24 protein-coding genes are annotated in these 25,163 nt (G+C 31.1%); 23 read left to right on the top strand and 1 reads right to left on the bottom strand.

The annotated features are described in order from the left end of the window. Positions 1-62 precede the first annotated feature (62 nt). The 13 genes from AC0N0V_RS17465 (at position 63) to AC0N0V_RS17405 (ending at position 12,916) form a co-directional block, all read left to right on the top strand. The gene (locus AC0N0V_RS17465) at positions 63-314 is read left to right on the top strand and encodes an IreB family regulatory phosphoprotein (protein ID WP_474459734.1); all 252 of its coding nucleotides are present in this window, start codon (positions 63-65) and stop codon (positions 312-314) included. A 58-nt stretch (positions 315-372) separates the two neighbouring features. Beyond that, positions 373-786 (top strand): Holliday junction resolvase RuvX, encoded by a 414-nt coding sequence (ruvX, locus tag AC0N0V_RS17460; protein WP_474459732.1) that lies wholly within the window; start codon positions 373-375, stop codon positions 784-786. Positions 787-806: 20 nt separating this feature from the next. Further along, entirely contained in the window at positions 807-1,076 is a 270-nt protein-coding gene (locus AC0N0V_RS17455) for a DUF1292 domain-containing protein (protein ID WP_474459730.1), read from the top strand. Positions 1,077-1,210: 134 nt separating this feature from the next. Beyond that, complete coding sequence (locus AC0N0V_RS17450) at positions 1,211-1,672, top strand: Fur family transcriptional regulator (RefSeq protein WP_474459727.1); 462 nt, start codon at positions 1,211-1,213, stop codon at positions 1,670-1,672. A gap of 40 nt (positions 1,673-1,712) precedes the next feature. Continuing rightward, entirely contained in the window at positions 1,713-3,380 is a 1,668-nt protein-coding gene (locus AC0N0V_RS17445) for a ribonuclease J (RefSeq protein WP_474459725.1), read from the top strand. 152 nt (positions 3,381-3,532) lie between these two features. Further along, entirely contained in the window at positions 3,533-3,883 is a 351-nt protein-coding gene (locus AC0N0V_RS17440; protein WP_474459723.1) for a YlbF/YmcA family competence regulator, read from the top strand. A gap of 353 nt (positions 3,884-4,236) precedes the next feature. Next, entirely contained in the window at positions 4,237-6,060 is a 1,824-nt protein-coding gene (gene typA / locus AC0N0V_RS17435) for a translational GTPase TypA (protein ID WP_474459721.1), read from the top strand. Between the two features lie 347 nt (positions 6,061-6,407). Beyond that, on the top strand, positions 6,408-7,055 hold the full coding sequence (locus AC0N0V_RS17430) for an O-methyltransferase (RefSeq protein WP_474459719.1): 648 nt from the start codon (positions 6,408-6,410) through the stop codon (positions 7,053-7,055). A 1-nt stretch (position 7,056) separates the two neighbouring features. Then, positions 7,057-8,280, top strand: a complete 1,224-nt coding sequence (locus tag AC0N0V_RS17425) for a peptidase U32 family protein (RefSeq protein WP_474459717.1) — start codon at positions 7,057-7,059, stop codon at positions 8,278-8,280. Between the two features lie 195 nt (positions 8,281-8,475). Continuing rightward, the gene (gene udk / locus AC0N0V_RS17420) at positions 8,476-9,099 is read left to right on the top strand and encodes a uridine kinase (protein WP_474459715.1); all 624 of its coding nucleotides are present in this window, start codon (positions 8,476-8,478) and stop codon (positions 9,097-9,099) included. A 61-nt stretch (positions 9,100-9,160) separates the two neighbouring features. Continuing rightward, entirely contained in the window at positions 9,161-10,828 is a 1,668-nt protein-coding gene (locus tag AC0N0V_RS17415; RefSeq protein ID WP_474459713.1) for a penicillin-binding transpeptidase domain-containing protein, read from the top strand. 72 nt (positions 10,829-10,900) lie between these two features. Beyond that, complete coding sequence (gene sigK, locus AC0N0V_RS17410; RefSeq protein ID WP_474459711.1) at positions 10,901-11,605, top strand: RNA polymerase sporulation sigma factor SigK; 705 nt, start codon at positions 10,901-10,903, stop codon at positions 11,603-11,605. A 255-nt stretch (positions 11,606-11,860) separates the two neighbouring features. Continuing rightward, the gene (locus AC0N0V_RS17405) at positions 11,861-12,916 is read left to right on the top strand and encodes a type IV pilus twitching motility protein PilT (protein WP_474459708.1); all 1,056 of its coding nucleotides are present in this window, start codon (positions 11,861-11,863) and stop codon (positions 12,914-12,916) included. Positions 12,917-13,038: 122 nt separating this feature from the next. On the opposite strand, the gene AC0N0V_RS17400 is transcribed toward AC0N0V_RS17405, so the two are convergent. After that, entirely contained in the window at positions 13,039-13,179 is a 141-nt protein-coding gene (locus AC0N0V_RS17400; protein ID WP_474459706.1) for a hypothetical protein, read from the bottom strand. Positions 13,180-13,600: 421 nt separating this feature from the next. Between AC0N0V_RS17400 and AC0N0V_RS17395 the strand changes: the two genes are divergently transcribed. From AC0N0V_RS17395 to pgeF, 10 genes are all read left to right on the top strand, one after another. After that, positions 13,601-14,875: a glycosyltransferase family 2 protein gene (locus AC0N0V_RS17395; RefSeq protein WP_474459704.1), complete on the top strand. Its 1,275-nt coding sequence runs from the start codon at positions 13,601-13,603 to the stop codon at positions 14,873-14,875. Positions 14,876-15,051: 176 nt separating this feature from the next. Continuing rightward, the gene (gene ftsA / locus AC0N0V_RS17390) at positions 15,052-16,323 is read left to right on the top strand and encodes a cell division protein FtsA (protein WP_474459702.1); all 1,272 of its coding nucleotides are present in this window, start codon (positions 15,052-15,054) and stop codon (positions 16,321-16,323) included. A 16-nt stretch (positions 16,324-16,339) separates the two neighbouring features. After that, entirely contained in the window at positions 16,340-17,470 is a 1,131-nt protein-coding gene (ftsZ, locus tag AC0N0V_RS17385; protein WP_474459700.1) for a cell division protein FtsZ, read from the top strand. Positions 17,471-17,913: 443 nt separating this feature from the next. Continuing rightward, positions 17,914-18,711 carry a sigma-E processing peptidase SpoIIGA gene (gene spoIIGA, locus AC0N0V_RS17380; RefSeq protein ID WP_474459698.1) on the top strand — a complete coding sequence of 266 codons (798 nt, stop codon included), beginning with the start codon at positions 17,914-17,916 and terminating at the stop codon, positions 18,709-18,711. 111 nt (positions 18,712-18,822) lie between these two features. Then, the gene (sigE, locus tag AC0N0V_RS17375; protein WP_474459696.1) at positions 18,823-19,530 is read left to right on the top strand and encodes an RNA polymerase sporulation sigma factor SigE; all 708 of its coding nucleotides are present in this window, start codon (positions 18,823-18,825) and stop codon (positions 19,528-19,530) included. A gap of 76 nt (positions 19,531-19,606) precedes the next feature. Then, positions 19,607-20,380, top strand: coding sequence for an RNA polymerase sporulation sigma factor SigG (gene sigG, locus AC0N0V_RS17370; protein ID WP_474459694.1), 774 nt, complete (start codon positions 19,607-19,609; stop codon positions 20,378-20,380). Positions 20,381-20,561: 181 nt separating this feature from the next. Continuing rightward, the gene (locus AC0N0V_RS17365; RefSeq protein ID WP_474459692.1) at positions 20,562-20,825 is read left to right on the top strand and encodes a YlmC/YmxH family sporulation protein; all 264 of its coding nucleotides are present in this window, start codon (positions 20,562-20,564) and stop codon (positions 20,823-20,825) included. A gap of 225 nt (positions 20,826-21,050) precedes the next feature. Next, a complete protein-coding gene (gene nrdR, locus AC0N0V_RS17360) occupies positions 21,051-21,506 on the top strand; it encodes a transcriptional regulator NrdR (RefSeq protein WP_474459690.1) in 456 nt (151 codons plus the stop codon). A gap of 505 nt (positions 21,507-22,011) precedes the next feature. Continuing rightward, positions 22,012-24,150 (top strand): methyl-accepting chemotaxis protein, encoded by a 2,139-nt coding sequence (locus AC0N0V_RS17355; protein ID WP_474459688.1) that lies wholly within the window; start codon positions 22,012-22,014, stop codon positions 24,148-24,150. Positions 24,151-24,439: 289 nt separating this feature from the next. Further along, complete coding sequence (gene pgeF, locus AC0N0V_RS17350) at positions 24,440-25,150, top strand: peptidoglycan editing factor PgeF (protein WP_474459686.1); 711 nt, start codon at positions 24,440-24,442, stop codon at positions 25,148-25,150. Positions 25,151-25,163 lie beyond the last annotated feature (13 nt).

Raw genomic sequence — 25,163 nt, 5'->3', positions numbered from 1 at the left:
ATACTTTTTATTAAATATGTTCTATAATATATTTAATTAGAATTAACAGCGGGGTGAGATGAATGGGTAACGATAATACAATTCAGTTTGATATTTCTAAGAGTAAAAAGGATTTAACTAAGGAAATATTAACAGAGGTTTACAACTCTCTTATTGAGAAAGGGTATAATCCAGTAAACCAATTAGTTGGATATTTAATATCAGGTGACCCTACATATATTACCAACTATAATGGTGCAAGAGCACTAGTAAGAAAACTTGAAAGAGACGAGATATTAGAAGAAGTTTTAAAGGCATACCTAGATATAAAATAAAAATGCCCTTACGGGCATTTTTATTTTAAATCTGAACATAATAAATAGGAGAGAATATATGAGAGTACTAGGATTAGATATAGGAGATAAAACAATTGGTGTTGCAATAAGTGATCCTCTTGGTTTTACAGCTCAAGGAGTAAAAACTATAAAAAGAATCGGCAAAGAAAAAGACATAGCAGAATTACAAAAAATTTGTGAAGAATATAAAGTTGAAACTATAGTTGCAGGTCTTCCTAAAAATATGAACGGTACATTAGGACCACAAAGTGAGAAGGTATTAAAGTTTTGTGAGATAATCGAAGAAAGAATTTCATTGCCAATAAAAATGTGGGATGAAAGATTGACTACTGTGGCAGCTCATAGGGCTATGCTAGAAGCAGATTTATCAAGGGAAAAAAGAAAAAAGATTGTGGATAAAATGGCAGCTAGTTATATATTACAAGGATATCTAGATAGCTTAAGTAAATAAATAGAAGAGGTGGAGCAAATATGGAAAATGATGTAACAAGCATAATTTTAAATGATGAAGATGGAAATGAAATTGAATTTGATGTAATAACAAAACTTGATATAGAAGATAAGGAATATGTAGTGGTAGTTCCTAAGGATGAGGAAGAAACGGATGAAGCTATAGTTCTAAGAATTGATACTGATAAAGAAGGAAATGATATATTAGTAACAGTGGAAGATGATAATGAGTTTGCAATTGTTGCAGAAGCGTATGAAACTTTATTCGGAGATGATGGCGAACTTAATTAATTTTCTATTTAGAAAGCTATGTATATCACATAGCTTTTCATTTGTTAATTGATTTTCAATTGACAATATATAAAATAGGTATTAAACTGAATTTAAAATAATATTAAAAATAATGGTGGAAACGAGGTAGTCAAATGTCAAAGCTTTCGCCTGAAGAGATCGAAAAGCTAAAAATTAATCTAAAAGAAAAAGGGTATAAACTTACACCACAAAGACGAGCAATAGTAGATATGATAATAAGAAATGAAGGAAATCACCTTACTACAGAAGAGTTATACGATCTTGTAAAAAAAGAGTGCCCTGAAATAGGGTTAGCTACAGTTTACAGAACAGTTCAACTATTAGAAGAATTGGGATTTATTTGTAAGCTTGATCTTAATGATGGATGTAGTAGATATGAGCTAGTACATGAAGATGAAAATCACCAGCATCATCATCTTGTATGCACTAATTGTGGAAATGTAATTGAAGTCCAAGATGATTTACTTGAAGTGCTGGAAAGTGAAATTGAAGGCAAGTACAATTTCAGAATAACTAATCATAGTGTTAAATTTTTTGGTTTATGTAACGAATGTACTAAAAATTCCAATAAATAAATTTGCAAAAATTAATAAATGAATAAGGAGGGGAGAATTTTTGCGTAGGGAAAAAGACAAAGTAAGAATTATTCCGTTAGGTGGGTTAAATGAAATAGGAAAAAATCTTACAGCCATAGAATATAAAAATGATATTGTAGTAATAGATTGTGGACTTAAATTCCCGGATGAAGAAATGCTTGGTATAGATATTGTTATTCCTGATATCAGCTATCTTCAAAGAAACATAGAAAAAGTAAAGGGAATATTTTTGACTCACGGTCATGAAGATCATATAGGAGCGTTACCGTATGTATTGAAACAAATAAATGTACCAGTATATGGAACGAAGTTAACGCTAGGCATTGTGCAGACAAAGCTTAAAGAGCATAATCTTCTTAGTGTAGTAGAATTAAACTGTATAAAAGCAAAGGATATAGTTAAACTTGAAAATGTATCAGTAGAGTTTATAAGACAAAGTCATAGCATAGCTGACTCAGTAGCTATTGCAATACATACGCCAGTTGGGGTAGTGCTTCATACAGGAGACTTTAAAATTGACTATACACCTATTGATGGATGTGTGTCAGACTTAGGAAGATTCGCCGAGTTAGGTAAAAAAGGTGTAGCTGTGATGCTTGCTGATAGTACGAATGTAGAAAGACCAGGTTATACCATGTCAGAAAGCATTGTTGGAGAAACCTTTGAAGAGTTTTTTAACAGTGCAAAGGGAAGAATAATTGTAGCCACTTTTGCTTCCAATATTCATAGAATACAACAGATAATTGCTTCTGCTGTAAAATATGATAGAAAAGTTGCTGTTTCAGGAAGAAGTATGGAAAACATAATGGAAGTTGCTATGGAACTTGGATATATACATGCTGATAAAGATGTATTTATAAATGTTGATAGTATCAATAAATATCCTGAAAATAGAGTAGTTATTATTACTACCGGTAGTCAAGGAGAGCCTATGTCAGCACTTTCAAGAATGGCTGCATCAGAACATAAAAAGGTAAATATAGTTCCAGGAGACATGGTAATAATATCAGCAACGCCGATTCCAGGAAATGAAAAGTTCATTACAAGAGTTATAAATCAATTATTCAAAAAAGGTGCAGAAGTAATATATGAGGCACTGGCTGATGTGCACGTTTCAGGACACGCATGCCAAGAAGAACTGAAGCTTATGCATACTCTTGTAAAGCCTAAGTTTTTTATACCAGTTCATGGTGAATATAGACACTTAAAACAACATGCAGAATTGGCTATTAAGCTTGGTCTTCCACCAAGCAACGTTGTTATCAGTGACAATGGAGAAGTAATAGAAGTAACAAGGGACTCTATAAGAAAAAATGGAACAGTTGCGTCAGGTCAAGTGTTTGTAGATGGACTTGGAGTAGGCGATGTTGGAAACATAGTGTTAAGGGATAGAAAACATCTTTCACAGGATGGAATACTTACCGTGGTAGTTACAATCGAAAAGGAAACAGGAAGTGTAATTGCTGGGCCAGATATTATTTCAAGAGGATTTGTTTATGTAAGAGAATCTGAGGATTTAATGGGTGAAGCTAGGGAATTAGTAAGAAGTGCTCTAAGAGAATGTGAGGAAAATCATATAACAGAGTGGGCGAGTATAAAATCAAATATAAAAGAAGTGCTTAGAATGTTCTTATATGAAAAAACTAAGAGAAAGCCTATGATATTACCAATTATTATGGAGATATAATACTTGATTGGAAATTTAAAGTGAAAGATTGAGAATAAGTGAAAACTTTTTCTTTTAACATCGAAAAATCTTAAATTTACTATAAAGGCAAGTTTCATCTTTGATGAAACTTGTTCCATTTAAAATTAATTAACAGAAAGGGGATTAGCGTTATGAATATTTATGATAAAGCTCATGAGTTCGCAAGAGAGCTGAAAAATTGCCCGGAAGTTGTTCAGTTACGAGAGGTTAGCAAAAAAATTGGAGAAAATGAAAGTAATAGAAAAATGCTTGATGATTTTAGAAAGCTTCAATTTGAAGCATATAGTGAGCAGATGCAAACTGGTAATTTATCTGATGAAATTAAAGAAAAGCTCAACAACATAGGTTCAATTATATCAATGAACCCGGCTGTAACTGAATATCTCCAGGCTGAACAAAGATTTAGTGTTATGTGGGATGACGTACTAAAGATACTAAATAACGGAATTGGTGTGGATTTTACCTTTGGTATGAGGAAATAATTCTACAAAAGTTGACTTTTTACGTCTATGATACTACAATAGATAAGTAAGCACGAATTGAGTTGGGTACTTAATAGTATCCAATTTTTTTGGGTGTTTGGATTGCAAAACTATAATCTACTTATAAAGGCCTTGTTTAAAATAGTATTAATTTGGATATTATTTTAAAATGTGATTTAAATAATATAATGTTCTGCCATGATTTCTTAGTTAGATTTCTAAATGATTCTATGGGAACTCTAACTAAGAAATTATAGGTTATCTACTTATGTTTTATTTAGAGAGCAGCGGTTTTTGATATTATATAAGTTTTGCAATATAATTTGTATTCAAACAAAATTGGAGGAATAATAATGGAATTATTTACAAGAAACGATATAAGAAATGTAGCTATAATAGCACACGTTGATCATGGTAAGACTACACTAGTAGATGCACTACTTAAACAAAGTCATGTGTATAGAGAAAATGAAAAAGTTGAAGAAAGAGTTATGGATTCAAATGATCTTGAAAAAGAAAGAGGTATAACGATACTTTCTAAAAATACTGCAGTTATGCATGCAGGAGTAAAGATAAACATTGTAGACACACCGGGACATGCTGACTTCGGTGGAGAAGTTGAACGTGTTCTTAAGATGGTAGATTGCGTTCTTCTAGTTGTAGATGCTTATGAAGGGCCTATGCCTCAAACTAAATTCGTTTTAAAGAAAGCTTTAGAACTAAATTTACAACCAATAGTTGTTATAAACAAAATAGACAGACCAGATGAAAGAGCAGCAGATGTTTTAGATGAAGTATTTGACCTATTTGTAGAACTTGGAGCAAATGATGATCAATTAGATTTCTCAGTAGTTTATTGTTCTGCTAGAGCTGGTTTTGCAAAGAGAGAGTTGGAAGATGAATCAACAACTATGGAACCTTTATTTGATACTATTATAAAAAATGTTCCAGCTCCTTCAGGACACTTAGATATGCCTTTCCAAATGCTAGTTACAACTATAGATTATAATGAGTATGTTGGTAAGATAGGAATAGGAAAAATAGAAAGAGGAAGTATTAAGAAGAACCAATCTGTAGCACTAATAAGAAAAGATGGAAAAGTAGATAATGTTAAAGTTTCAAATCTTTATGTTTATAATGGACTTAAAAAGGAAGAAACAAACGAAGCAAGCCTTGGAGATATAGTAGCTGTTTCGGGTATTCCGGACATAAATATAGGAGAAACATTGACTGATATAAATAATCCTGAAGCACTTCCTTTTGTAGAAATAGATGAACCTACATTAAGCATGAACTTCATGGTTAATGATTCACCTTTTGCTGGTCAAGATGGAGATTTTGTTACATCAAGACATCTTAGAGATAGATTAATAAAGGAACTAGAAACAAATGTATCTTTAAGAGTTGAAGAAACAGAATCTGCAGATTGCTTTAAAGTAAGTGGTAGAGGAGAACTTCATCTTTCAGTTTTAATTGAAACAATGAGAAGAGAAGGGTATGAATTCCAGGTTTCTAAGCCTTCTGTTATATTTAAAGAAGAAAATGGAAAAAAACAAGAACCGATAGAATACCTTACAATAGACGTGCCAGAAGAGTTTATGGGACCTGTTATGGAGAAGCTCGGACCTAGAAAAGCTGAAATGGTAAATATGACATCAGCCGTTAATGGATATACAAGACTTGAGTTTAAAGTTCCAGCAAGAGGTCTTATAGGATTCAGAAATGAATTTATGACTGATACTAAGGGTAATGGTATAATGAATCATGTTCTTCACGGATACGAAGATTATAGAGGTGAAATTCCAGAAAGAACTAGGGGATCAATTGTAGTATTTGAAACTGGAACATCAATTACTTATGGATTATTCAATGCGCAAGAAAGAGGAACATTGTTTATACCAGCAGGGGTAGATGTTTATCAAGGAATGATAGCTGGAGAATCTTCAAGAGCAGAAGATATCGATGTTAATGTATGTAAGAAAAAACAGTTATCAAATACAAGATCTTCAGGAGCAGATGATGCTTTAAAATTAGTACCTGTGACTCAAATGTCTCTAGAGCAAAGTCTTGAGTTTATAGCATCAGATGAACTTGTAGAAATAACCCCTAAAAATATAAGAATGAGAAAGAAACTATTAAATCCAGAGATGAGAAAAAGAGCTCAAAGAAAAAAATAAATTTAATATTGTAAATGTAAATCCAAAGGTATATTCTATTATAAGGAATATACCTTTGGATGAATTTATAAAGATATTTTTAAAAGCTGCTTCTATATTTTACTATAACTGGAGTAAGAAATGAGGCTGCAATATTGTGCTACAGTTTTATCTGATGACTATTCGCTCTAATCCTTCCAGAAACTCCGTGAATAACTTTAATAGGATTTATATAGGAAAGAGCGAGTATGTTCTTGGATAACGAGTTTTAAGAATCAGGTGGAGTTAAAACTTGATCTAATGTCAAGAACTCTGTTTATATAATAATTCATCCACAGCTATCAATTTTTATTATTTTGGAGGAAAAAATGAGCGGTATTACACATGACTATATGGAACAGTATATAAGAAGTCTTATAGAAAATCATGATGGCATATTAAAAGAACTTGAGGATTATGGGCATGAGAATTCTGTCCCAATAATTCAAAAGGAAGTGGCCAAATTCCTTGAGTTTATGATTCATATGAAGGAACCTCTAAAAATATTAGAGTTAGGTACTGCAATTGGATATTCAGCAATACTAATGAGTATAAGCTCTAGAGGGAGAAGCGACATAACAACTATTGAAAGAGATAGTAAAATGTTAGAGCTTGCTCAAGGGAATATAGAAAAGTATGGATTTAAAGATAAGATTAACATAATACAAGGAGACTGCTTAGAGGTTCTAGAAAAATTAGATGATAAATATGATTTAATTTTCATGGACGCGGGAAAAGGACACTACAATGAATTTTTACCTCATTGCCTTAGACTTCTTAGTAAAGATGGAGTAATAGTCGCAGATAATGTTTTATTTAGGGGAATGGTTGCAACAAATGAACTTGTTGAAAGAAGAAAGATAACAATTGTCAAGAGAATGAGAATGTATTTAGAAATGGTGTCTGATAATGAAAAATTTATAACTTCAGTTATCCCTATGGGAGATGGAATTGCAGTTACCAAAAGGAGAGATTAATATGAAAAAACCAGAGTTACTCGCACCAGCTGGAAATCTTGAAAAGTTAAAAACTGCCATAAATTTCGGTGCAGATGCAGTTTACCTTGGAGGCAGCAAGCTGAACTTGAGAGCTTTTGCTGATAACTTTACAGATGAGGAATTAAAAGAAGGAATTCAGTATGCACATGTAAGAGGAAAGAAAGTATATGTTACTATAAATGTGTTTCCACATAATGAAGATTTAATGGGACTAGAAGAGTACCTAATAAATCTATATGAAATAGGAGTAGATGCGATAATTGTATCAGATCCTGGAATAATTATGACTGCAAGGGAAGTTGTTCCTAACCTTGAATTACATTTAAGCACTCAAGCAAACAATGTAAACTGGAAATCAGCTATATTTTGGCATAAGCAAGGGATAAAAAGGATAGTTCTTGCAAGAGAATTGTCTCTAAATGAAATAAAAGAACTAAGAGAAGGTCTTACTGAAACCTGTGAAATTGAAGCCTTTGTTCATGGCTCAATGTGTATGGCATATTCAGGAAGATGTGTAATTTCCAACTATATGACTGGAAGAGATTCTAATAGAGGGCAATGTGCACAACCATGTAGATATAAGTATTATTTAGTAGAAGAAAAAAGACCTGGAGAATACTTCCCTGTTTTTGAGGATGAAAAAGGAGCTTACATATTAAATTCAAAGGACCTATGTATGATTAAGCATATTCCGGAACTAATGGAGGCAGGTATAGCTTCATTTAAAATAGAAGGAAGAATGAAAAGTGTATTCTATGTTGCATCAGTTGTTAAATCTTATAGAAAGGCAATAGATGCTTATTGTGAAAATCCTAAGGAATATAAGTTTAACGAAGAGTGGTCAGCTAACCTTGAGAAGGCAAGTCATAGAGAATATTTTACTGGTTTTTACTTTGGGGATCCTAATAAACAAACTTACGAGTCTTCTTCATATATAAGAGACTATGATATTGTGGGGATAGTTAAAGGTTACGACAAAGAAACTGGTGTTGCTACAATAGAACAGAGAAATAAGGTGTTAGATGGAGATATTGTAGAAATTTTAAGACCAGAAGAGGACAGCTTAGAAATATTATTAAAAGATATGAAGAATAAAAAAGGTGAAAAAATACCGTCAGCTCCTTCAGCTCAGATGATATTTACAATTAACTCTAGTGTGGAATTGTACGAGGGAGATATGCTTATAAAAGGTAAGAATAAATAGAGGTTTTATTCAGGCAACTTCAAAGAAATAAGTAGTCAGTATGTTAGTCTATTTTGCATTATACTGCGTTGACAGAACCCGTTGATAGGGCAACTATCAACAGAACCTATGGCCTTATCTGATCAAAATAGACTAGCATCTTTGACCTGTTATTTCTTTTCAGATGCCTTAGATTGCGAAAAAGGGGGGGAACTAATGAGGCGTCCAATTTTAATTGGGATTACTGGAGGAACTGGTTCGGGTAAGAGTACAATTGCAAAAGAGATATATAAGAAGTTTAATAAGGATTGTATTGCAATGATTGAACAAGATTCTTATTATAAGGATCAAAGTCATCTTTCAATGGAAGAAAGAATAAAGACAAATTATGATCACCCTGATGCTTTTGACACAATGCTTCTTATAGATCATTTAAAAGCTTTATTAAAGGGCAAGGCAATAGAAAAGCCAATTTATGATTTTGAGCTTCACAATAGAAAAGCAGAAACTGTAAGGGTTGAACCTAGAGATATAGTAATCGTAGAAGGAATACTTATCCTTCAAGAAAAGGAAGTAAGAGATCTTTTAGACATAAAAATATACGTAGATACTGACGCTGACGTAAGAATAATAAGAAGAATTTTAAGAGATATAAATGAAAGAGGCAGAACTGTTGACTCAGTTATAAATCAATATTTGAATGTAGTAAGACCTATGCATCTGCAATTTATAGAGCCTACCAAAAGATATGCAGATATTATAATACCTGAAGGTGGCCAAAATAAGGTAGCTATAGATATCATGGTTGCAAATATAAAGCAAATTTTACAAAGAGATTAATAAAAATATGAATAAAATACTCCACTTTTGACAAAAATTAGTCTGAGTGGGGTGTTTTTTTATGGTAATAAAAGTGAGTCGAGCCAAGATAACAAAAAGACAACATGTTGTTTTTGGGATTTTTTTAATTATACTAGGAATATTGTATTATAGAATCGTTAAATTTCAGTACCTTGGAGCAGATAAGTTAAGTGTAATGGCCGATTCTCAATATTCTTATAAAGAGGACATTACAGATACAAATTATTTGTTATTTGATTCTAATGGAAAACAGTTAATTAATTATAATAAGAAATATTTTGCTGTAATTTCACCAGATATATTTAAAAGAAATAACCTAGATACAAATTCAGACCAAATACTAACTTTAATGTATGTACTCAGAAATTATAATAGTGAATATGACTTATCTAATATTGGAGCTTTGAGTAATAGTCAAAAACTTTATTATGAAATAGATGAGAATACTTACAATAAGTTAAAATCTATCAAAGAAGTTAAGGGCTTTTATGCATATGAATATTCTACATCAAATAAAGATGGAGTATGGAAAATTGAGAACTTATTAGTAAACACGAGAAGAACTGATAATAATGCTTTGAAATCCAGTGATTCCTTAGAAATGAAGATATATAATAGAACTAAAGAAAATAAGAAACCACAAGTTGTTTTTGATAGGGATGTTAATGGAGCAATAATAGATGAAAGAACAGAGATTCCTAAAAATAATATAAATGTAAGGTTAACTGTAGATAAAAACATAGAAGATAAGGTAAAGGAAATTTTAAATGAAAGTAAGAACAAAAGTCTGAAGCAAATAGGTGTTGTACTAATGGAAGCTAATACAGGAAAAATTAAAGCGTTAGTGCAAAAGGATGATACTAAGCCTAATGTAAATATAGGAGTAGCAACTAATCACGGATTTTATCCCGGATCCATATTTAAAGCGATAGTGGAAGAAGCAGGGTTAGACAGGGGAAGTATAAGTTTAAATGATAAATTTACCTGTAGAGGTTTGTACGAGAACGAAAGTCACGATAGACATGGAACTTTAACTCCAGAACAAGCTTTTGTAGTTTCATGTAACGATATTTTCGCACAAATAGGAAACAAAGTAGGATTTAATAATTTTTACGATAATGCCAAATCACAGGGGCTTTTCCAAAAGGTATTAGGGTTAGATAGTGAAAAAAGTGGTGAATTTGAGGTGAAGGGTGCTAAATATAGTGATGGTAGTTTAGGAATTGCCTCGATTGGTCAAAGTATTAGAATAACTCCATTAGAAGCAATTAGTATATCTAATACAATTGTAAATAATGGTATTTATGTGAAACCATACATTATAGACTCTTATGTAGATGATAATAACAATGAAATTGAAACTGTAACCACCGAGCAGCGTCCAGCCATTGAAAAGAATACTGCAAGTATAATGAAAAATCAAATGATTAAAGTAGTAAAAGAGGGAACTGCACGAATAATTAGAACAGATGATATGGAAATAGGAGGAAAGACGGGAACCACGCAGAGAATTGAAATTTCAGGTGAAAGCAAAAAAGCAGAAGAGCATTCGGATGGGTGGTTTGTAGGGTTTTTTAAGGAGAATGGAAAATATTATTCAATGATTGTTTTTGTTCAAGATATAAACAAAGATAATGAAGAGGGAGGTACCACTGCAGCTCCAATATTTAAGGATATTGTAAACAACGTAGGTCAATACTTGAAATAATTTTATTTTCAATGCACTTTTTTTAGAGTTACCTCATAATATATTAATAAGCACTATTAGGAGGAGCAGCCTGTGTTTTTAACAAATTGCTTATTAGATATTGTAGGTAACATGGTTTTTTTAACGGCTTACGTTACGAATAGTAGTTCGTTTCCGCAACCTTTAAATGATCAGGAAGAGGAGCTATACTTAAAAAAGTTTAAAGAAGGCGATATGCTGGCTAAAAATGTTTTAGTTGAGAGGAACTTAAGATTGGTGGCGCATATTGTAAAGAAATATTCATATCCTGGTAAAGAGGTAGATGATTTAATATCTATTGGGACAGTCGGATTGATTAAAGCTATAGATTCTTTTGACTCTTCAAAAGGTACTAGACTTGCAACATATGCAGCGAAGTGTATTGAAAATGAAATACTTATGCTCATAAGAAACAATAAGAAAACGAAGAGTGAAGTATATTTGCAAGACCCTATCGGGGTTGATAAAGAAGGAAATGAGATATCTCTTATGGATGTGTTAAGTAGTGACGAAGATTCTATAATTGAAATTGTTGAAAGTAAAATACAAATTAAAAAACTGTATTCCAAAATAAATACATGTCTTTCTGAAAGAGAAAAAAATGTTGTTGAGATGAGATATGGACTTATAGAAGGAAAACCAAAGACTCAGAGAGAAATAGCTAAAATTTTGGGGATTTCTAGATCCTATGTATCTAGGATAGAGAAGAGGGCACTTAAGAAATTAAATAAAGAATTAAATTTTGGTAAGAATAAATAAGACTGAGAGTTAATTCTCAGTTTTATTTTAATTTATTATTTAGTAAGTTTAAATAAAAGAAGGAATTTGAAAAAATCTGTAGAATAATAAAGTAATAATAAGTAATTTGCTTGATTGAGTATAAAGTTGTTATTAATATCATATTTATAAAGAATCCATTCTCTAAATGTTACAGGAGTATTGAAAGCATAATTGACTGTAAATACATGATAGATTTAGGATATATATTTAATATTTCTGAAAGGAGACCAAAAATTGATACTATTAAAGAACTTATTAGAAACGACAATGAAAGAAAATGCATCAGACTTGCATTTAACTGTAGGAGTTCCACCGGTTATAAGGGTGAATGGAGAATTAAGACAAATTAAAACCGAAAAATTACAGCCTAATGATACAGAAAATTATGCTAAAGAAATACTAGGCGAAATCTATGAAGAGTATGTAAAAATAGGTGATTTAGATACTTCATTTTCTGTGGCAGGAGTTGGAAGATTTAGAGTTAATGTATTTAAACAAAGAGGAAGTAGTGCCATTGCAATTAGGGTGGTGGGGTCTAAAGTACCTACACTAAATGATTTGCAATTTCCACCTGTTATAAAAGACCTTACAGTAAACAAGAGAGGACTCGTACTTGTTACAGGACCAACTGGATCTGGTAAGAGTACAACCTTGGCAGCTATGATAAATGAAATAAACGCTAACAGAGCAGCACACATAATTACACTTGAGGATCCAATTGAGTATTTACATAAACATAATAATTCAATAATTAATCAAAGGGAAATTGGAAAAGACACTACAAGCTACGCAAATGCCTTAAGATCAGTATTAAGAGAAGATCCAGATGTTATCCTTGTAGGAGAAATGAGAGATCTAGAAACTATATCGGTAGCTCTAACTGCAGCAGAAACAGGACATTTAGTTTTATCAACATTACATACGATAGGTGCTGCAAAGACTATTGACAGAATTGTAGATGTATTCCCACCTTATCAACAGCAGCAGATAAAAATACAGTTAGCAGCAGTACTTAAAGGAATAGTATCACAACAACTTTTACCAAAAGTTGATGGGAAGGGAAGAACTGCGGCGTTAGAGATAATGATGGCCACTAGTGCAATTCAAAATATGATTAGGGAGGGAAAAACTCATCAGGTTGAATCATCTATACAAACAGGAGCTAAGTATGGTATGAAGACTATGGATATGTCACTTTCCGAACTTTATAAAAAGGGAATAATATCTTATGAGACTGCTTTAAGCTATGCTATAGATAGAGATATGTTAGGTAGAATAATGTCATTATAGTGTGTTATGCTAAGAATAGTATTTTGGAAAAATATAAATATGAGTTGCGTTTAAGTTGTACTTGATGTGACTTTAACATGATATTAAAAGAAAAGTAGGACCTTTTAGGTCCTACTTTTCTTTTAGAATACATAATAATCTAAAGCTTTTAAACAAAACTGATCATTTAATGATGTTTTCTTTTCAACTTCCTTAGTTTTTTCTATTTTATTATCAGTTATACTTTCAGTATTAATGGTAACCTTTTCTACTGTAGCATTCATAATAAATCCTCCTTAAATTTTCTCATTTTGGTTTCTGACTTTTAAAGAGGATCTATCCAAAAGATTCGTCTTTTTTATGAAGCCTTCTTAAATCGATATAGAAGATCAGTTCGTAGTGCCTCATAAGGCTCTACCCCCTTTTCTTAGTGCTGTACTATAACAGCAGAATTTATATGTCTTAATTATATAATACCATATAATAGAAACAATAACAAATGAGCTTTACAAGGTTAAACTAAACTAAAATTCAATAGAGTTGTGAAAATTGTAATTAAGTCTATTTAGGTGTGTTTTCCTATAAATAGCTTATAGTTAGGCTCTTTTACGATTATCTCTAAAATATTTTCCATAATTATTAAAAATTCTATAGTAATTAATTTTTATTTATGCTAAAATAACCTTGAATTAGGGGGGAGTGATAGTGATCTTTTTAAAGGAAATAATCCATGATACCTCTCGTATTTTAACTTATATAGTATACATTATAACCATATATTATTTATGTATATCTTTTTTTGGTATATGGAGGAGAAAAGATAAGGAAGAGGTTGAACCAAAGAAAAGTTTTGCATTAATTGTTGCCGCACATAATGAAGAAGTTGTTATTGGAGACATTATAGAGAGTTTAAAAAGGCTTGATTACCCTAAACATCTTTATGATATTTTTGTAATTGCAGATAACTGTACAGACAAAACTGCATTGAAAGCTAAACAAAAAGGTGCAATAGTTTATGAAAGAATGAATAAAGACAAAAGAGGAAAAGGCTATGCACTAGAATGGATGTTTGATAAAATCTTTAACATGGATAAAAAGTATGATGCTGTTGCAATATTTGATGCAGATAATCTTGCACATAAGGCTTTCCTACGAGAAATGAATAAAAAGCTTTGTGAAGGATACAAGGTGGTACAGGGGTATTTAGATAGTAAAAATCCAGAAGATACTTGGATTACTGGAAGCTACTCAATATCATTTTGGACTAATAACAGAATATTTCAATTAGCTAGAAGTAATGTGGGCTTATCAAGCCAGTTAGGTGGAACTGGTTTTTGTATTGATACAGAAATACTTAAAAAACTTGGCTGGGGAGCTACATGTTTGACGGAGGATTTAGAATTCACCTGCAAGCTTGTATTACATGGATATAAGGTAGGATGGGCACATGATGCTATAATATACGATGAAAAGCCTCTTACACTTGCTCAATCTTGGTGGCAAAGAAAAAGATGGATGCAAGGGTTTGCGGATGTGGCAAGTAGATACTTTTTAAGATTAATGAAAAGAGCAATAAGTAAGTTTAGTTTTGTAGCTTTAGATTGCGCACTATATAGTGTTCAGCCTATAGTTGCAATTTTGATAGGTATTTCTGCTATAACCGGTTTGATTCAGTATATTATGAAAGCATTTAATTTAATATCTAATTTTAATACCTTTATATATTCTATTAATTTTGATTTATTTACAATAGCAGTTGGAATCTTTGGTATACTACAGTTTGTATACACACCTTTTATACTCATTTTAGAAAAAAAACTTAATTTTAAAATATTCTGGTATTATATAATATATCCTATCTATGCTATTACATGGTTTCCAATCTCTGTTCAGGGAATCATGGATAGAAATAATAAGGAATGGAGTCATACAGTACACACCAGAAGTGTAAAAATTAATGATTTGGAAAAAGCTAACTAGAATGTATCAAGGGAAAGACTTCCAGTCTTTCCCTTTTGTTATATCTAGTAAACAAAAAGTTAGATTATTTAACTATATTTGAGATTTTATTAAAATATGATAAAATATAAGAGGAAAATTAGAATTTTTGTTGAATATATACTTTGATGGTTCTCTTACAGGGGGGGAAAAACTTCATGAATGAATATGTAATTGGGATAGACGTTGGATCATCGAAGATATGTGCTGCTGCCGGAAAGGTAGACAAGTACGGTAGAATGCAAATAATGGGAATTACATCTGCAAATTGTAATGGTGTTAAAAAAGGAATTGTTGTTGATATAGATAGTACTTCTGAGTCTGTAAGACAATGTATTGACGGTCTTGAAAGAATGGTTGATATTAGAATTACGGAAGCGTACATATCTTTGCCAGGAGGTATAAGTGAACTTGTCTGGAACAAGGGTGTTGTAGCAGTAGCGTCAGAAGATAGAGAAATAAAAGAGAACGATGTTAAAAGAGTTTTAAAAGCATCTAAAATTATTACAATTCCATCTGATAAAGAAATTATAGGTGTAATACCTCAGCAGTACATAATAGACGGGTATGATAAAATAAAAGATCCTATTGGTATGAGTGGTTTAAGACTAGAAGTAGATGCTCAAATTATATTAGCGCAAAGTACTGTAGTAAATAATCTTTTTAAAAGTGTAGAAAAGACAGGAATTAAGGTTTTAGGTGTAGTTTTCCAACCTTTGGCTTTGTCAGAAGTAGCACTTAAGAAAGAAGAGATTGATCGAGGAGTTGTATTAGTAGATGTTGGCTCAGAGTCTATTAATATTTATACTTTTGAAGGAGGAAACTTAGTAAGCATTAGTACAATATCATTTGGTGGTAACACTATAACAAATGATATTGCAGTGTGTTTAAAGTTACCTTTTTCCGAGGCGGAAAAATTAAAAATTAAGTATGGTAGTGTTGGTGAAGATAAGAGTAATATTGATTTTAAAATAGAAGTCAATGCAGATTACAACAATAAAATATCTGTAGACTACTATATTCTTAAGCAAGTGATTGAGGCTAGAGTTGAGGAACTATTACATATAATAAGTGGAGAATTAAGAGCCAGTGAACATTTTGAAAAAATCTCTGGTATTGTAATAGTTGGAGGTGGACTATCTCTAATTAAAGGTATTGAGGACTTTAGTAAGGATATACTGCAGAAACCTGTGAGAATTGGTACCCCTGAGTATATTGGCGCGGCAAGTCCATTATATGCAGCTGCCGTTGGAGTAGTTAAGGATGCTGTAGATTCTATAAAAGATAAAAATTACATGACTAAAACTGAAAAAGAAACTGACAAAGTGCAGAAGGAATGGATTAAAGAAAAAACTAAGAATGAAGACAGAAGAGATAATAGTAGTGGATTCGTATCAAAAATAAAAGAATTTTTCACAGATTTTTTCTAATAGGGAGGTAAGTATTGTGCTAGATTTTGATGTTGATGTTCAACAATTTGCCAATATAAAAGTAATAGGCTGTGGTGGCGGTGGAAACAATGCTGTAAATAGAATGATTAGGGAAGGATTAAAGAATGTTGAATTTATATCTGTTAATACTGATAAGCAGGCTTTAATGCTTTCACAGGCATCACAGAAAATACAAATAGGTGATAAACTTACAAAGGGACTTGGAGCAGGTGCAAATCCTGAGATCGGAACTAAGGCAGCTGAAGAAAGCAAAGAAGAAATATCTCAGGCTATAAAAGGCGCTGATATGGTATTTATAACTGCTGGTATGGGCGGCGGAACAGGTACTGGGGCAGCACCAGTAATTGCTGAAATTGCAAAATCTATGGGCATCTTAACAGTTGGTGTTGTTACGAAACCATTTCCTTTTGAAGGAAGAAAGAGAATGCTTCATGCAGAGATGGGAATGAAAAATCTAAAGGAAAGAGTAGATACTTTAGTTACGATTCCAAATGAAAGGTTACTAACAGTAGTTGATAAAAAGACTACACTTATGGAATCTTTTAAATATGCAGATGATGTTTTAAGACAGGGTGTACAAGGTATATCTGACTTAATTACAATACCAGGTCTTGTAAATCTTGATTTTGCAGATGTTAGAACTATCATGATAGATAGGGGACTTGCACATATGGGTGTAGGTAGAGGTACAGGAGATAATAGAGCACAGGAGGCTGCCAAGCAAGCTATATCAAGCCCAATGCTTGAAACTTCAATAGTTGGAGCAACTGGAGTTTTATTAAACATAACTGGTGGACCTGACTTAGGTCTTCTAGAAATTAATGAGGCTGCTGAAATAGTTCAAGATGCTGCAGATCCAGATGCTAATATTATATTTGGTGCAGTAATCGATGAAAATATAAAAGACGAAATAAGAATTACAGTAATAGCTACAGGATTCGAATCCGAAAAAATGCATAGAAAACAACCTGAGCAGAATATAGCAAAGGTTGCTGCAGTTCCAAAGCAACAACAGACTGTAAGTTTTGCAAACACTAGGGATGAAGCAGCAGCTACAGTAGAACATCATAGCTATGATGAAAATAATCTTGAGATACCTGCATTCTTAAGAAGACAAAGAAAGTAATTTTTTATAAAAAACCCACGTGTAACACATTTAAGTTATACGTGGGTTTTTTTATATTTAGTTTAATTACCAGAAGCCTATTATTAACATCAGAATGATAAACAGATTTCTAAGATTTAGGGGGATTTTTAACTCCCTCTAAATCTTAGAAAACGTTATCCAGGGACGTAACCGCCATTTACCCCGACTTTGAGAAAAGCAGATATCCCAAATCTCCGATTTGGTGATAGTCGCTTTCACACTGTGTGTGGGGGTATTAGGGTGGGTAGTCAGCGGATAAATTCCATACTTAAATGGTAATAGCATATCAATTATATAAATTGCCATAATTTAGCAAATAAAAATATTTATTGTTTATAAAAAATGACAAAATTTTAAAAAAAATAAGTATATAATAAAAGTAAGAAATTGGAATAAAAGTATAATGGAGGTGAACATAATATTTGGTTATATATCTGGATGTTTTGCTGTTTGAAAATTTCATAGTTAACTTATTTCTTCTATATATAACAGCAAGAACACTGAGAGTCAAAGTAGAACTAAAATATATTTTACTTGCGGCAGCCATTGGAAGTATGTATGTAATAACTTTGCTTTATCCAGAGCTAAAAATTTTTACAGCAATCTGGTTTAAGATTATTGTAGCAATAACATTAGTATTAATTAGTTTTAGAAAAAGAAAGATTATGTTCAACTTAAAGGCATTAGCTATATTTGTTCTATATTCTATGCTTCTTGCAGGAGCATGTATGTTTTTTCAGTATAACGAAGAATACGATATGAGCAACTTTGCTTTTGTAAATTTTTCTTATAAAAAGCTTATGATTTCAATGATGATAATATTTATACTTATTGACAGATTAATAATTTATGTTAAAGACAGAAAAGATTTAAAGAGTTTAGTATATAACATAGATATTGTATTAAAGGATTCAGAGAAAAATATTAATGCATTTTTAGACACTGGTAATGAATTGAGAGAACCTGCTACAAATTTGCCTGTAGTTATAGTGGAAAAGTCAGTATTTAAAGATATAGACTTAGGGTTATATGACAAGTTTTATGTTCCTTATAGAGTGGTAAGTGGACAAGGTGGAAATCTACAAGGATTCAAACCTGAGTGCATAAGAATACATCAGAGAAATGGGGCTGAGAAAAGAGAAGTAATAGTTGTATTTTGTGAAGAAAGATTAAGTGATTATAATGACTATGAAGCTCTTTTATCAAGAGGGGTTATATAGTTACTTAGATTGCGGAATTGTAATGTAATTGGTAAACTAGCATGAATCAGAATAGATATTAGTAGGTTTTAATTATGAATGGTAATAAATCAATCGATTTGGAGGATGATTATGATAAAGTTAAAAATATTATTAAATAGAATACTAATCAAATTTAAGATTTTTGTTAAGAATGTGTACTACATAGGTGGAAATGATGTGCTCCCTCCACCACTTAGTAAAAAAGAAGAGGATGATCTAGTATCTAAGCTTGTAACCGGGGAAGAGGGGGTAAGGTCTACTTTAATAGAAAGAAACCTTAGACTTGTAGTTTATATTGCAAGAAAGTTTGAGAATACTGGAGTGAATGTAGAGGATTTAGTTTCTGTGGGAACCATAGGTCTAATCAAAGCTGTAAATACCTTTGATCCTGAGAAAAAAATAAAACTTGCTACATATGCATCTAGGTGCATTGAAAATGAAATACTTATGTATTTGAGAAGGAATAGCAAAGTAAAGGCAGAGATATCATTTTATGAACCATTAAATATTGATTGGGATGGAAATGAGCTGCTTTTATCGGATATTTTGGGTACGGAAAACGATGTTGTGTATAATTTAATAGAAGATGAAGTAGATAAACAACTTTTAATGGTAGCCATGAAAAAACTTAGTGAACGAGAAAAAGAAATAGTTAACTTAAGATTTGGATTAGGTGGAAAAGCAGAAAAGACACAAAAAGAAGTAGCTGATATGCTTGGTATATCACAATCTTATATTTCTAGATTGGAAAAAAGAATAATAAAGAGATTGAAAAAGGAAATAAATAAAATGTTATAAGGTTGTCTTTAGTATAAAATACGGCTTCTTAGGAAATAATTAAAATGCGATATAATCTAAAGGGGCTGATGACTTCATGATAATTAATAAGGTGGAAATTTGTGGAGTTAATACGGCTAAGTTACCCGTTTTAAAAGAAAATGAGATGAGAGCATTATTAATGCAAATGAGAGATGGAGATAACTCATCTAGAGAAAAGTTTATAAAAGGTAACTTAAGACTCGTATTAAGTGTAATTCAGAGATTCAATAACAGAGGAGAAAATGTTGATGATTTATTTCAAGTTGGTTGCATAGGATTAATTAAAGCTATAGATAACTTTGATTTAAACCAAAATGTAAAGTTTTCTACCTATGCTGTTCCTATGATTATAGGAGAAATAAGAAGATACCTTAGGGATAACAACTCCATAAGAGTAAGTAGATCTTTGAGAGATATTGCCTATAGAGCTCTGCAAGTTAGAGATAAACTTATAGGTGAAAATAATAAGGAGCCTACTATATCCCAAATTGCTAAAGAGTTAAAAGTGCCAAGAGAGGAAGTAGTTTTTGCTTTAGATGCCATTCAGGACCCAGTATCTCTATTTGAGCCAATTTATCACGATGGCGGAGATGCAATTTATGTTATGGATCAAATAAGTGATAATAAAAATTTAGATGACAGTTGGCTTGAGAATATAGCTATAAAAGAAGCCATGAAAAAATTAAATGATAGGGAAAAGCTTATACTTAATTTGCGATTTTTTGATGGTAGAACACAAATGGAGGTAGCAGATGAAATAGGTATATCCCAAGCACAGGTTTCTAGATTAGAAAAAACTGCTTTAAGACATATGAGAAAGTATGTATAAATTTGGTAATTATTGTACTTATTATAATTAGTTTTAATTTAAACTGAGAATATGCTAGTATCGGAACGCTAGCATATCCTCAGTTTTTATTTTTGTAATTTTTTATAATTATTATTCATATTATTAATTAAGTGTACTATGTTTGTTAAATATATGATATCTAAAACTTGGAGGGATAAAAATGGATGAGGAAAAGGCTTTATATTCTCTAGGAAATTTAAGATCTATGGAAATTATAGATATAAATACAGGAACAAAATTAGGATTTATTAAAGATTTAAAAATAGATTGTGATGACTATAAAATTATTTCTATAATATTACCATCACATAAGATGTCTTGGTTTGGCAAGACTGATGATATTGAGATCCCATGGGAGAACGTAAAGAAGGTAGGTGTTGATGTTGTACTTGTAGATGGAGGAGAGTACATACTTAAAGAGTAGAGAAGTTTGTAAATTAGATAAGGTTTTTGTTTGCTAATATATTCTGTATTATTAACTGTTTTTAATGACTGTAACGCTCATATGTACAAAATTTTTAAACGATTGTATAGAAATTTCTGAGGAAATGTGTATAATATTTATGAAGACACTACTTCTAAAGTGGTGATTATTGGAGACAATGTTTAATAACAAAATGATAATAAAGTTTAAAGGACGTGAATAGAAGTGAAGTGCCCTTACTGTGGCTATGTAGAAAGCAAGGTAGTTGATTCAAGATCTACTGAAGACGATATGTCAATTAGAAGAAGAAGAGAATGTTTGAAATGTACTAAAAGGTACACTACATATGAAAAAGTTGAAAATGTACCTATATTAGTTATAAAGAAAAACATGAATAGAGAGTATTTTGATAGAACCAAAATAATAAATGGATTAATTAAAGCTTGCCAAAAAAGACCGGTATCAAGGAGGCAAATTGAAAATATAGCAGATAACGTAGAAAAAAAGATTAATAATAACATGATGACAGAGGTTCAGTCAGAATCTATTGGTGAAATGATAATGGAGAATCTAAAGGATCTAGATGAAGTATCATATGTTAGGTTCGCATCTGTTTATAGGCAATTTAAAGATATAAATACCTTTATGGAAGAAATTAAAAGTTTACTGGGAAATAAGTAGATTTAATCTATATTTGAAACTAAATAATTACTATAAGATTTTAAATAAAATGTCTATAACTTATATAAAAGAATAAGTTATAGACATTTTATCTTTATATGTAATGAACCTTATTAATTCTTAGTTGTTTTTTATCGAATAAATACTTCGCCATATTATAGACAAAATTTAGTTTATGTTAAAGTTAAGTTATGAGTTTTTAACTAATATTTAACATAAGTTAAATGTTGGTTAAAAGCTTGAGTGTTCAATACTATGTAAAAAATATAATGGTATAATGTTGATTAGAAAATATTGAAAATTAATATTTAAAAATGTAAATGTTAATTTAATATATATGATTCTAAAACTAAGTAAGCTTAATTAGTTTAAATAATATTTTGGATATATTAACTATTAAACTAAGGTTTTTAATGGTATAAAAGTTAATTAAGATACTCCGTACTCTATTTATTTGTAAAATACATGAAAATTTGTAATATTATTATCTTTAGGAGGAGTAAAAGTGAAAAAAATTTTAAACATAAACTTAAGCTGTACGAAAAAGTTGTTACATATACCTAATTATATTGCCAGTAAAATTAAAAGAGATAATTTACAGTATTGGAAAATAAATAATTTAAGTTTCATGAATAGTGTAGGAACAAAGATAACCCTTCAAATTGCACTTTTACTTATTGTTGTATGTGGCACATTAGGATTTGTTTCTTATCGAAGTTCTTCGAATGCCTTAGAAAATACTATTGATTCTTCACTCCAATCAAGAGCTATTGAATCAGGGAAATTAATAAACTCCATTTTAGAGCAAGATATTAAGGCTATGACAGAAATTGCGGCAAGACCTGAAATACAGTCCATGAACATTCAAACTCAAATACCTGTATTAATATCTCAAAGTAAAAGCTTACAATACATAAGTTTAAATATATTAGAGACTAATGGTATGATGCATTTTCCGGATAATTCTAAATCCCAGATAGACCTTTCAAGTGAATCAAATGATATAAAATATCTAAAGAAAGCCATATCAGGAATACCAGCTATATCGGATCCTGTAACGAACATCGATGGGGAACAAATTATAGCCATAGCAGTACCCATAAAGAATAATGAAGAGAGTGTTATAGGGGTTTTGCAATCTAATATGTCTATGAGAAAACTAAATGAAATAGTTCAGAGAACCAAGGTTGGAGATAGTGGATATTGCTTTATAATCAATAAAGAGGGCGTAAAGGTTGTTCATAAGGATTTGAAATTAGTTTTAAATAAGGATAGCACTCTTAAAACTGTAAAGAAAGATTCATCACTTAAAGAATTAGCAGAATTAGAAAATAAAATGATAAAAGGTGAGAGTGGTTCAGGTTACTATATAAAAAATGGTGAACAAAGATTTATGGCTTATGCACCAATACCTAATATGGAGTGGTCACTAGCAGTAACTATACCTAAAAGTGAAATATTATATGCAGCAGATAAACTTAAATATCAATCTATTATAATTACAATTATATTTATCTTAGTTGGAATAGTGGTAGGGGTGCTAATATCTAAATCTATAAAAGAGCCTTTACTTAAAATGAAAAAATATGCTGAGGAGCTTTCACATTGTAACTTGTCTCATAGAATTGAAATTAGAAGAAAAGATGAATTTGGACAGACTGGTAGCGCTTTAAATACTGCTATAGATAGTGTGGAAAAAATTATATGCTGTGTAAAAGAAGAAAGTAGCAACACTCTTAACTCTACTAATGATATTAATAATTTATTTGCAAAAGTACATAGGGGAGTAAAAAGGATATCAGAAACATCAGAAGAAATTTCAGCTACTATGCAGGAAGCTTCAGCATCAGTACAAGAAGGGACTTTAAAAGCCTTAGAGGTTAAAGAGGAAATAGATACTACAGTAGAAGAAGCTAAACAGGGGTTAGAGCTAGCAAACGATATAAAAGATAAAGCGGCTTTGATAAAAATAGAAACTGAAGAGTCAAGAATAAGGGTAAAAGAAGCATATTTAATGTCTAGAAGTAAGGTAAACAAGGCTTTACAGGATGCGAAGGTTGTAAGAAAAATTTCTGTTTTAGCAGAAGGTATACGTGATATAGCGAAAAAGACAAAAATTTTAGCTCTAAATGCTACTATTGAAGCCGCAAGGGCTGGTGAGCATGGTAAAGGATTCACAGTAGTTGCTACAGAAGTTAGAAAGCTTGCAGAACAATCATCTATTGCTGTATCAGATATACAAAATAATGTAAGAGGAGTTTTAGCATCTGTAGGAGAGCTTGCAGACTCTGCAGAATTTATATTAAAAGTTATGGAAAATGAGGTGCTAAAGGATTACGAAAAAGTTATAAAGGTAAGTGAAGAATATAAAAAAGACGGTGAAACCTTCCAAAATGTAATACAAAGATTTTCTGACTTATCTTATCATATGAATATGTCCATGGAAGAAATTTCAGAAAATATGAAGGATTTAAACTTGGTAATAAATAGTTGTGCAGAATCTTCTAGAGACATAGCAGATAACATAAGTGATGTAAATAAAGAAAATGGGGTTATAACAAATAAATCTGAGAAAAATGCAGAAAGCGCAGAGTCTCTGCTTATGCTTGTGAGTGAATTTAGAATAAACAGTACTATATTATAATTGAAGACATAATTACTGTTTTTCAACCTATAGTTTCTTTAGTAGATGGTAATATAATTGGATATGAAACTCTGACAGGAGGACCTGAAAATTCGTTACTTAAATAAGAGTTTTAGGATAGCTTTAGATAATTATTTGGAGGAAGGATCAAAATTATTCAGTTAATAAAATAGGATTAGGATATAAATAGTGATAGAGGGTTTTTCATATAGTTTAAATGCATGAATTTTGGATTATATAAGTAAGTATGATAAAATATAGCTAATAGAATAAGTTGTGGAGGGTAAATATGGAAAGATATTTAGTTGATGGGTATGAATTTGTAAAGATTGATTTAGGCGCGGCGGCTGCAGCATTTTCTACTGGAAAAAACGGATTGGATTTTAATAAAAATACAGAAGAGGGAAGACAAAATATTGAAAAGCTAAGAACTTGGTTTGGGGTAGATGAAGTAGGATACATGAATCAAATACACAGTGATTATGTTATCATTTATGACGGAGAGGTAAAGGAGGGGGACGCATTAATAACAAATAAAAAGAATACTGCAGTCGGAGTTTTCACTGCTGATTGTGTTCCTATTTTGCTATATGATAGAAAAAACAACGCTGTTTCAGCTATTCATAGTGGATGGAGAGGAACTTTTTCTTGTGTTTTATCTAAAACTATTGAAAACATGGGTAAATACTACAACACAAAAGCTGAGGATTTAATTGCGTATATTGGGCCTCATATGCATCAATGTTGTTATGAGGTTAGTGAGGAGATAATAGAAGAATTTAAAAATTCTGAGGCATATAAAGAAGTAGACTTATCTAACGGGAGAATGCTTAGTATGACTAATTGTATTATTCATCAGTTAACAATTAAAGGGGTAAAAAAAGAAAATATTAATGATTTAGATATATGTACTTTTTGTAATAATGAATATGACTTACATTCATACAGAAAAAGCACCAATAAATATGGTAGAATGTTTTCATTTATTTATGTAAAATAGATAATTATATAAT

The organism is Clostridium sp. CS1-1, assembly GCF_056135525.1.
This window is presented reverse-complemented; position numbering and strand designations above follow the sequence as displayed.

Coding starts and splice junctions, on each gene's coding strand:
- AC0N0V_RS17465 (WP_474459734.1), top strand. CDS start 63: ATGGGTAACGATAATACAATTCAGTTTGATATTTCTAAGAGTAAAAAG.
- ruvX (WP_474459732.1), top strand. CDS start 373: ATGAGAGTACTAGGATTAGATATAGGAGATAAAACAATTGGTGTTGCA.
- AC0N0V_RS17455 (WP_474459730.1), top strand. CDS start 807: ATGGAAAATGATGTAACAAGCATAATTTTAAATGATGAAGATGGAAAT.
- AC0N0V_RS17450 (WP_474459727.1), top strand. CDS start 1,211: ATGTCAAAGCTTTCGCCTGAAGAGATCGAAAAGCTAAAAATTAATCTA.
- AC0N0V_RS17440 (WP_474459723.1), top strand. CDS start 3,533: ATGAATATTTATGATAAAGCTCATGAGTTCGCAAGAGAGCTGAAAAAT.
- typA (WP_474459721.1), top strand. CDS start 4,237: ATGGAATTATTTACAAGAAACGATATAAGAAATGTAGCTATAATAGCA.
- AC0N0V_RS17430 (WP_474459719.1), top strand. CDS start 6,408: ATGAGCGGTATTACACATGACTATATGGAACAGTATATAAGAAGTCTT.
- AC0N0V_RS17425 (WP_474459717.1), top strand. CDS start 7,057: ATGAAAAAACCAGAGTTACTCGCACCAGCTGGAAATCTTGAAAAGTTA.
- udk (WP_474459715.1), top strand. CDS start 8,476: ATGAGGCGTCCAATTTTAATTGGGATTACTGGAGGAACTGGTTCGGGT.
- AC0N0V_RS17415 (WP_474459713.1), top strand. CDS start 9,161: ATGGTAATAAAAGTGAGTCGAGCCAAGATAACAAAAAGACAACATGTT.
- AC0N0V_RS17400 (WP_474459706.1), bottom strand. CDS start 13,179: ATGAATGCTACAGTAGAAAAGGTTACCATTAATACTGAAAGTATAACT.
- ftsA (WP_474459702.1), top strand. CDS start 15,052: ATGAATGAATATGTAATTGGGATAGACGTTGGATCATCGAAGATATGT.
- sigE (WP_474459696.1), top strand. CDS start 18,823: ATGATAAAGTTAAAAATATTATTAAATAGAATACTAATCAAATTTAAG.
- sigG (WP_474459694.1), top strand. CDS start 19,607: ATGATAATTAATAAGGTGGAAATTTGTGGAGTTAATACGGCTAAGTTA.
- AC0N0V_RS17365 (WP_474459692.1), top strand. CDS start 20,562: ATGGATGAGGAAAAGGCTTTATATTCTCTAGGAAATTTAAGATCTATG.
- pgeF (WP_474459686.1), top strand. CDS start 24,440: ATGGAAAGATATTTAGTTGATGGGTATGAATTTGTAAAGATTGATTTA.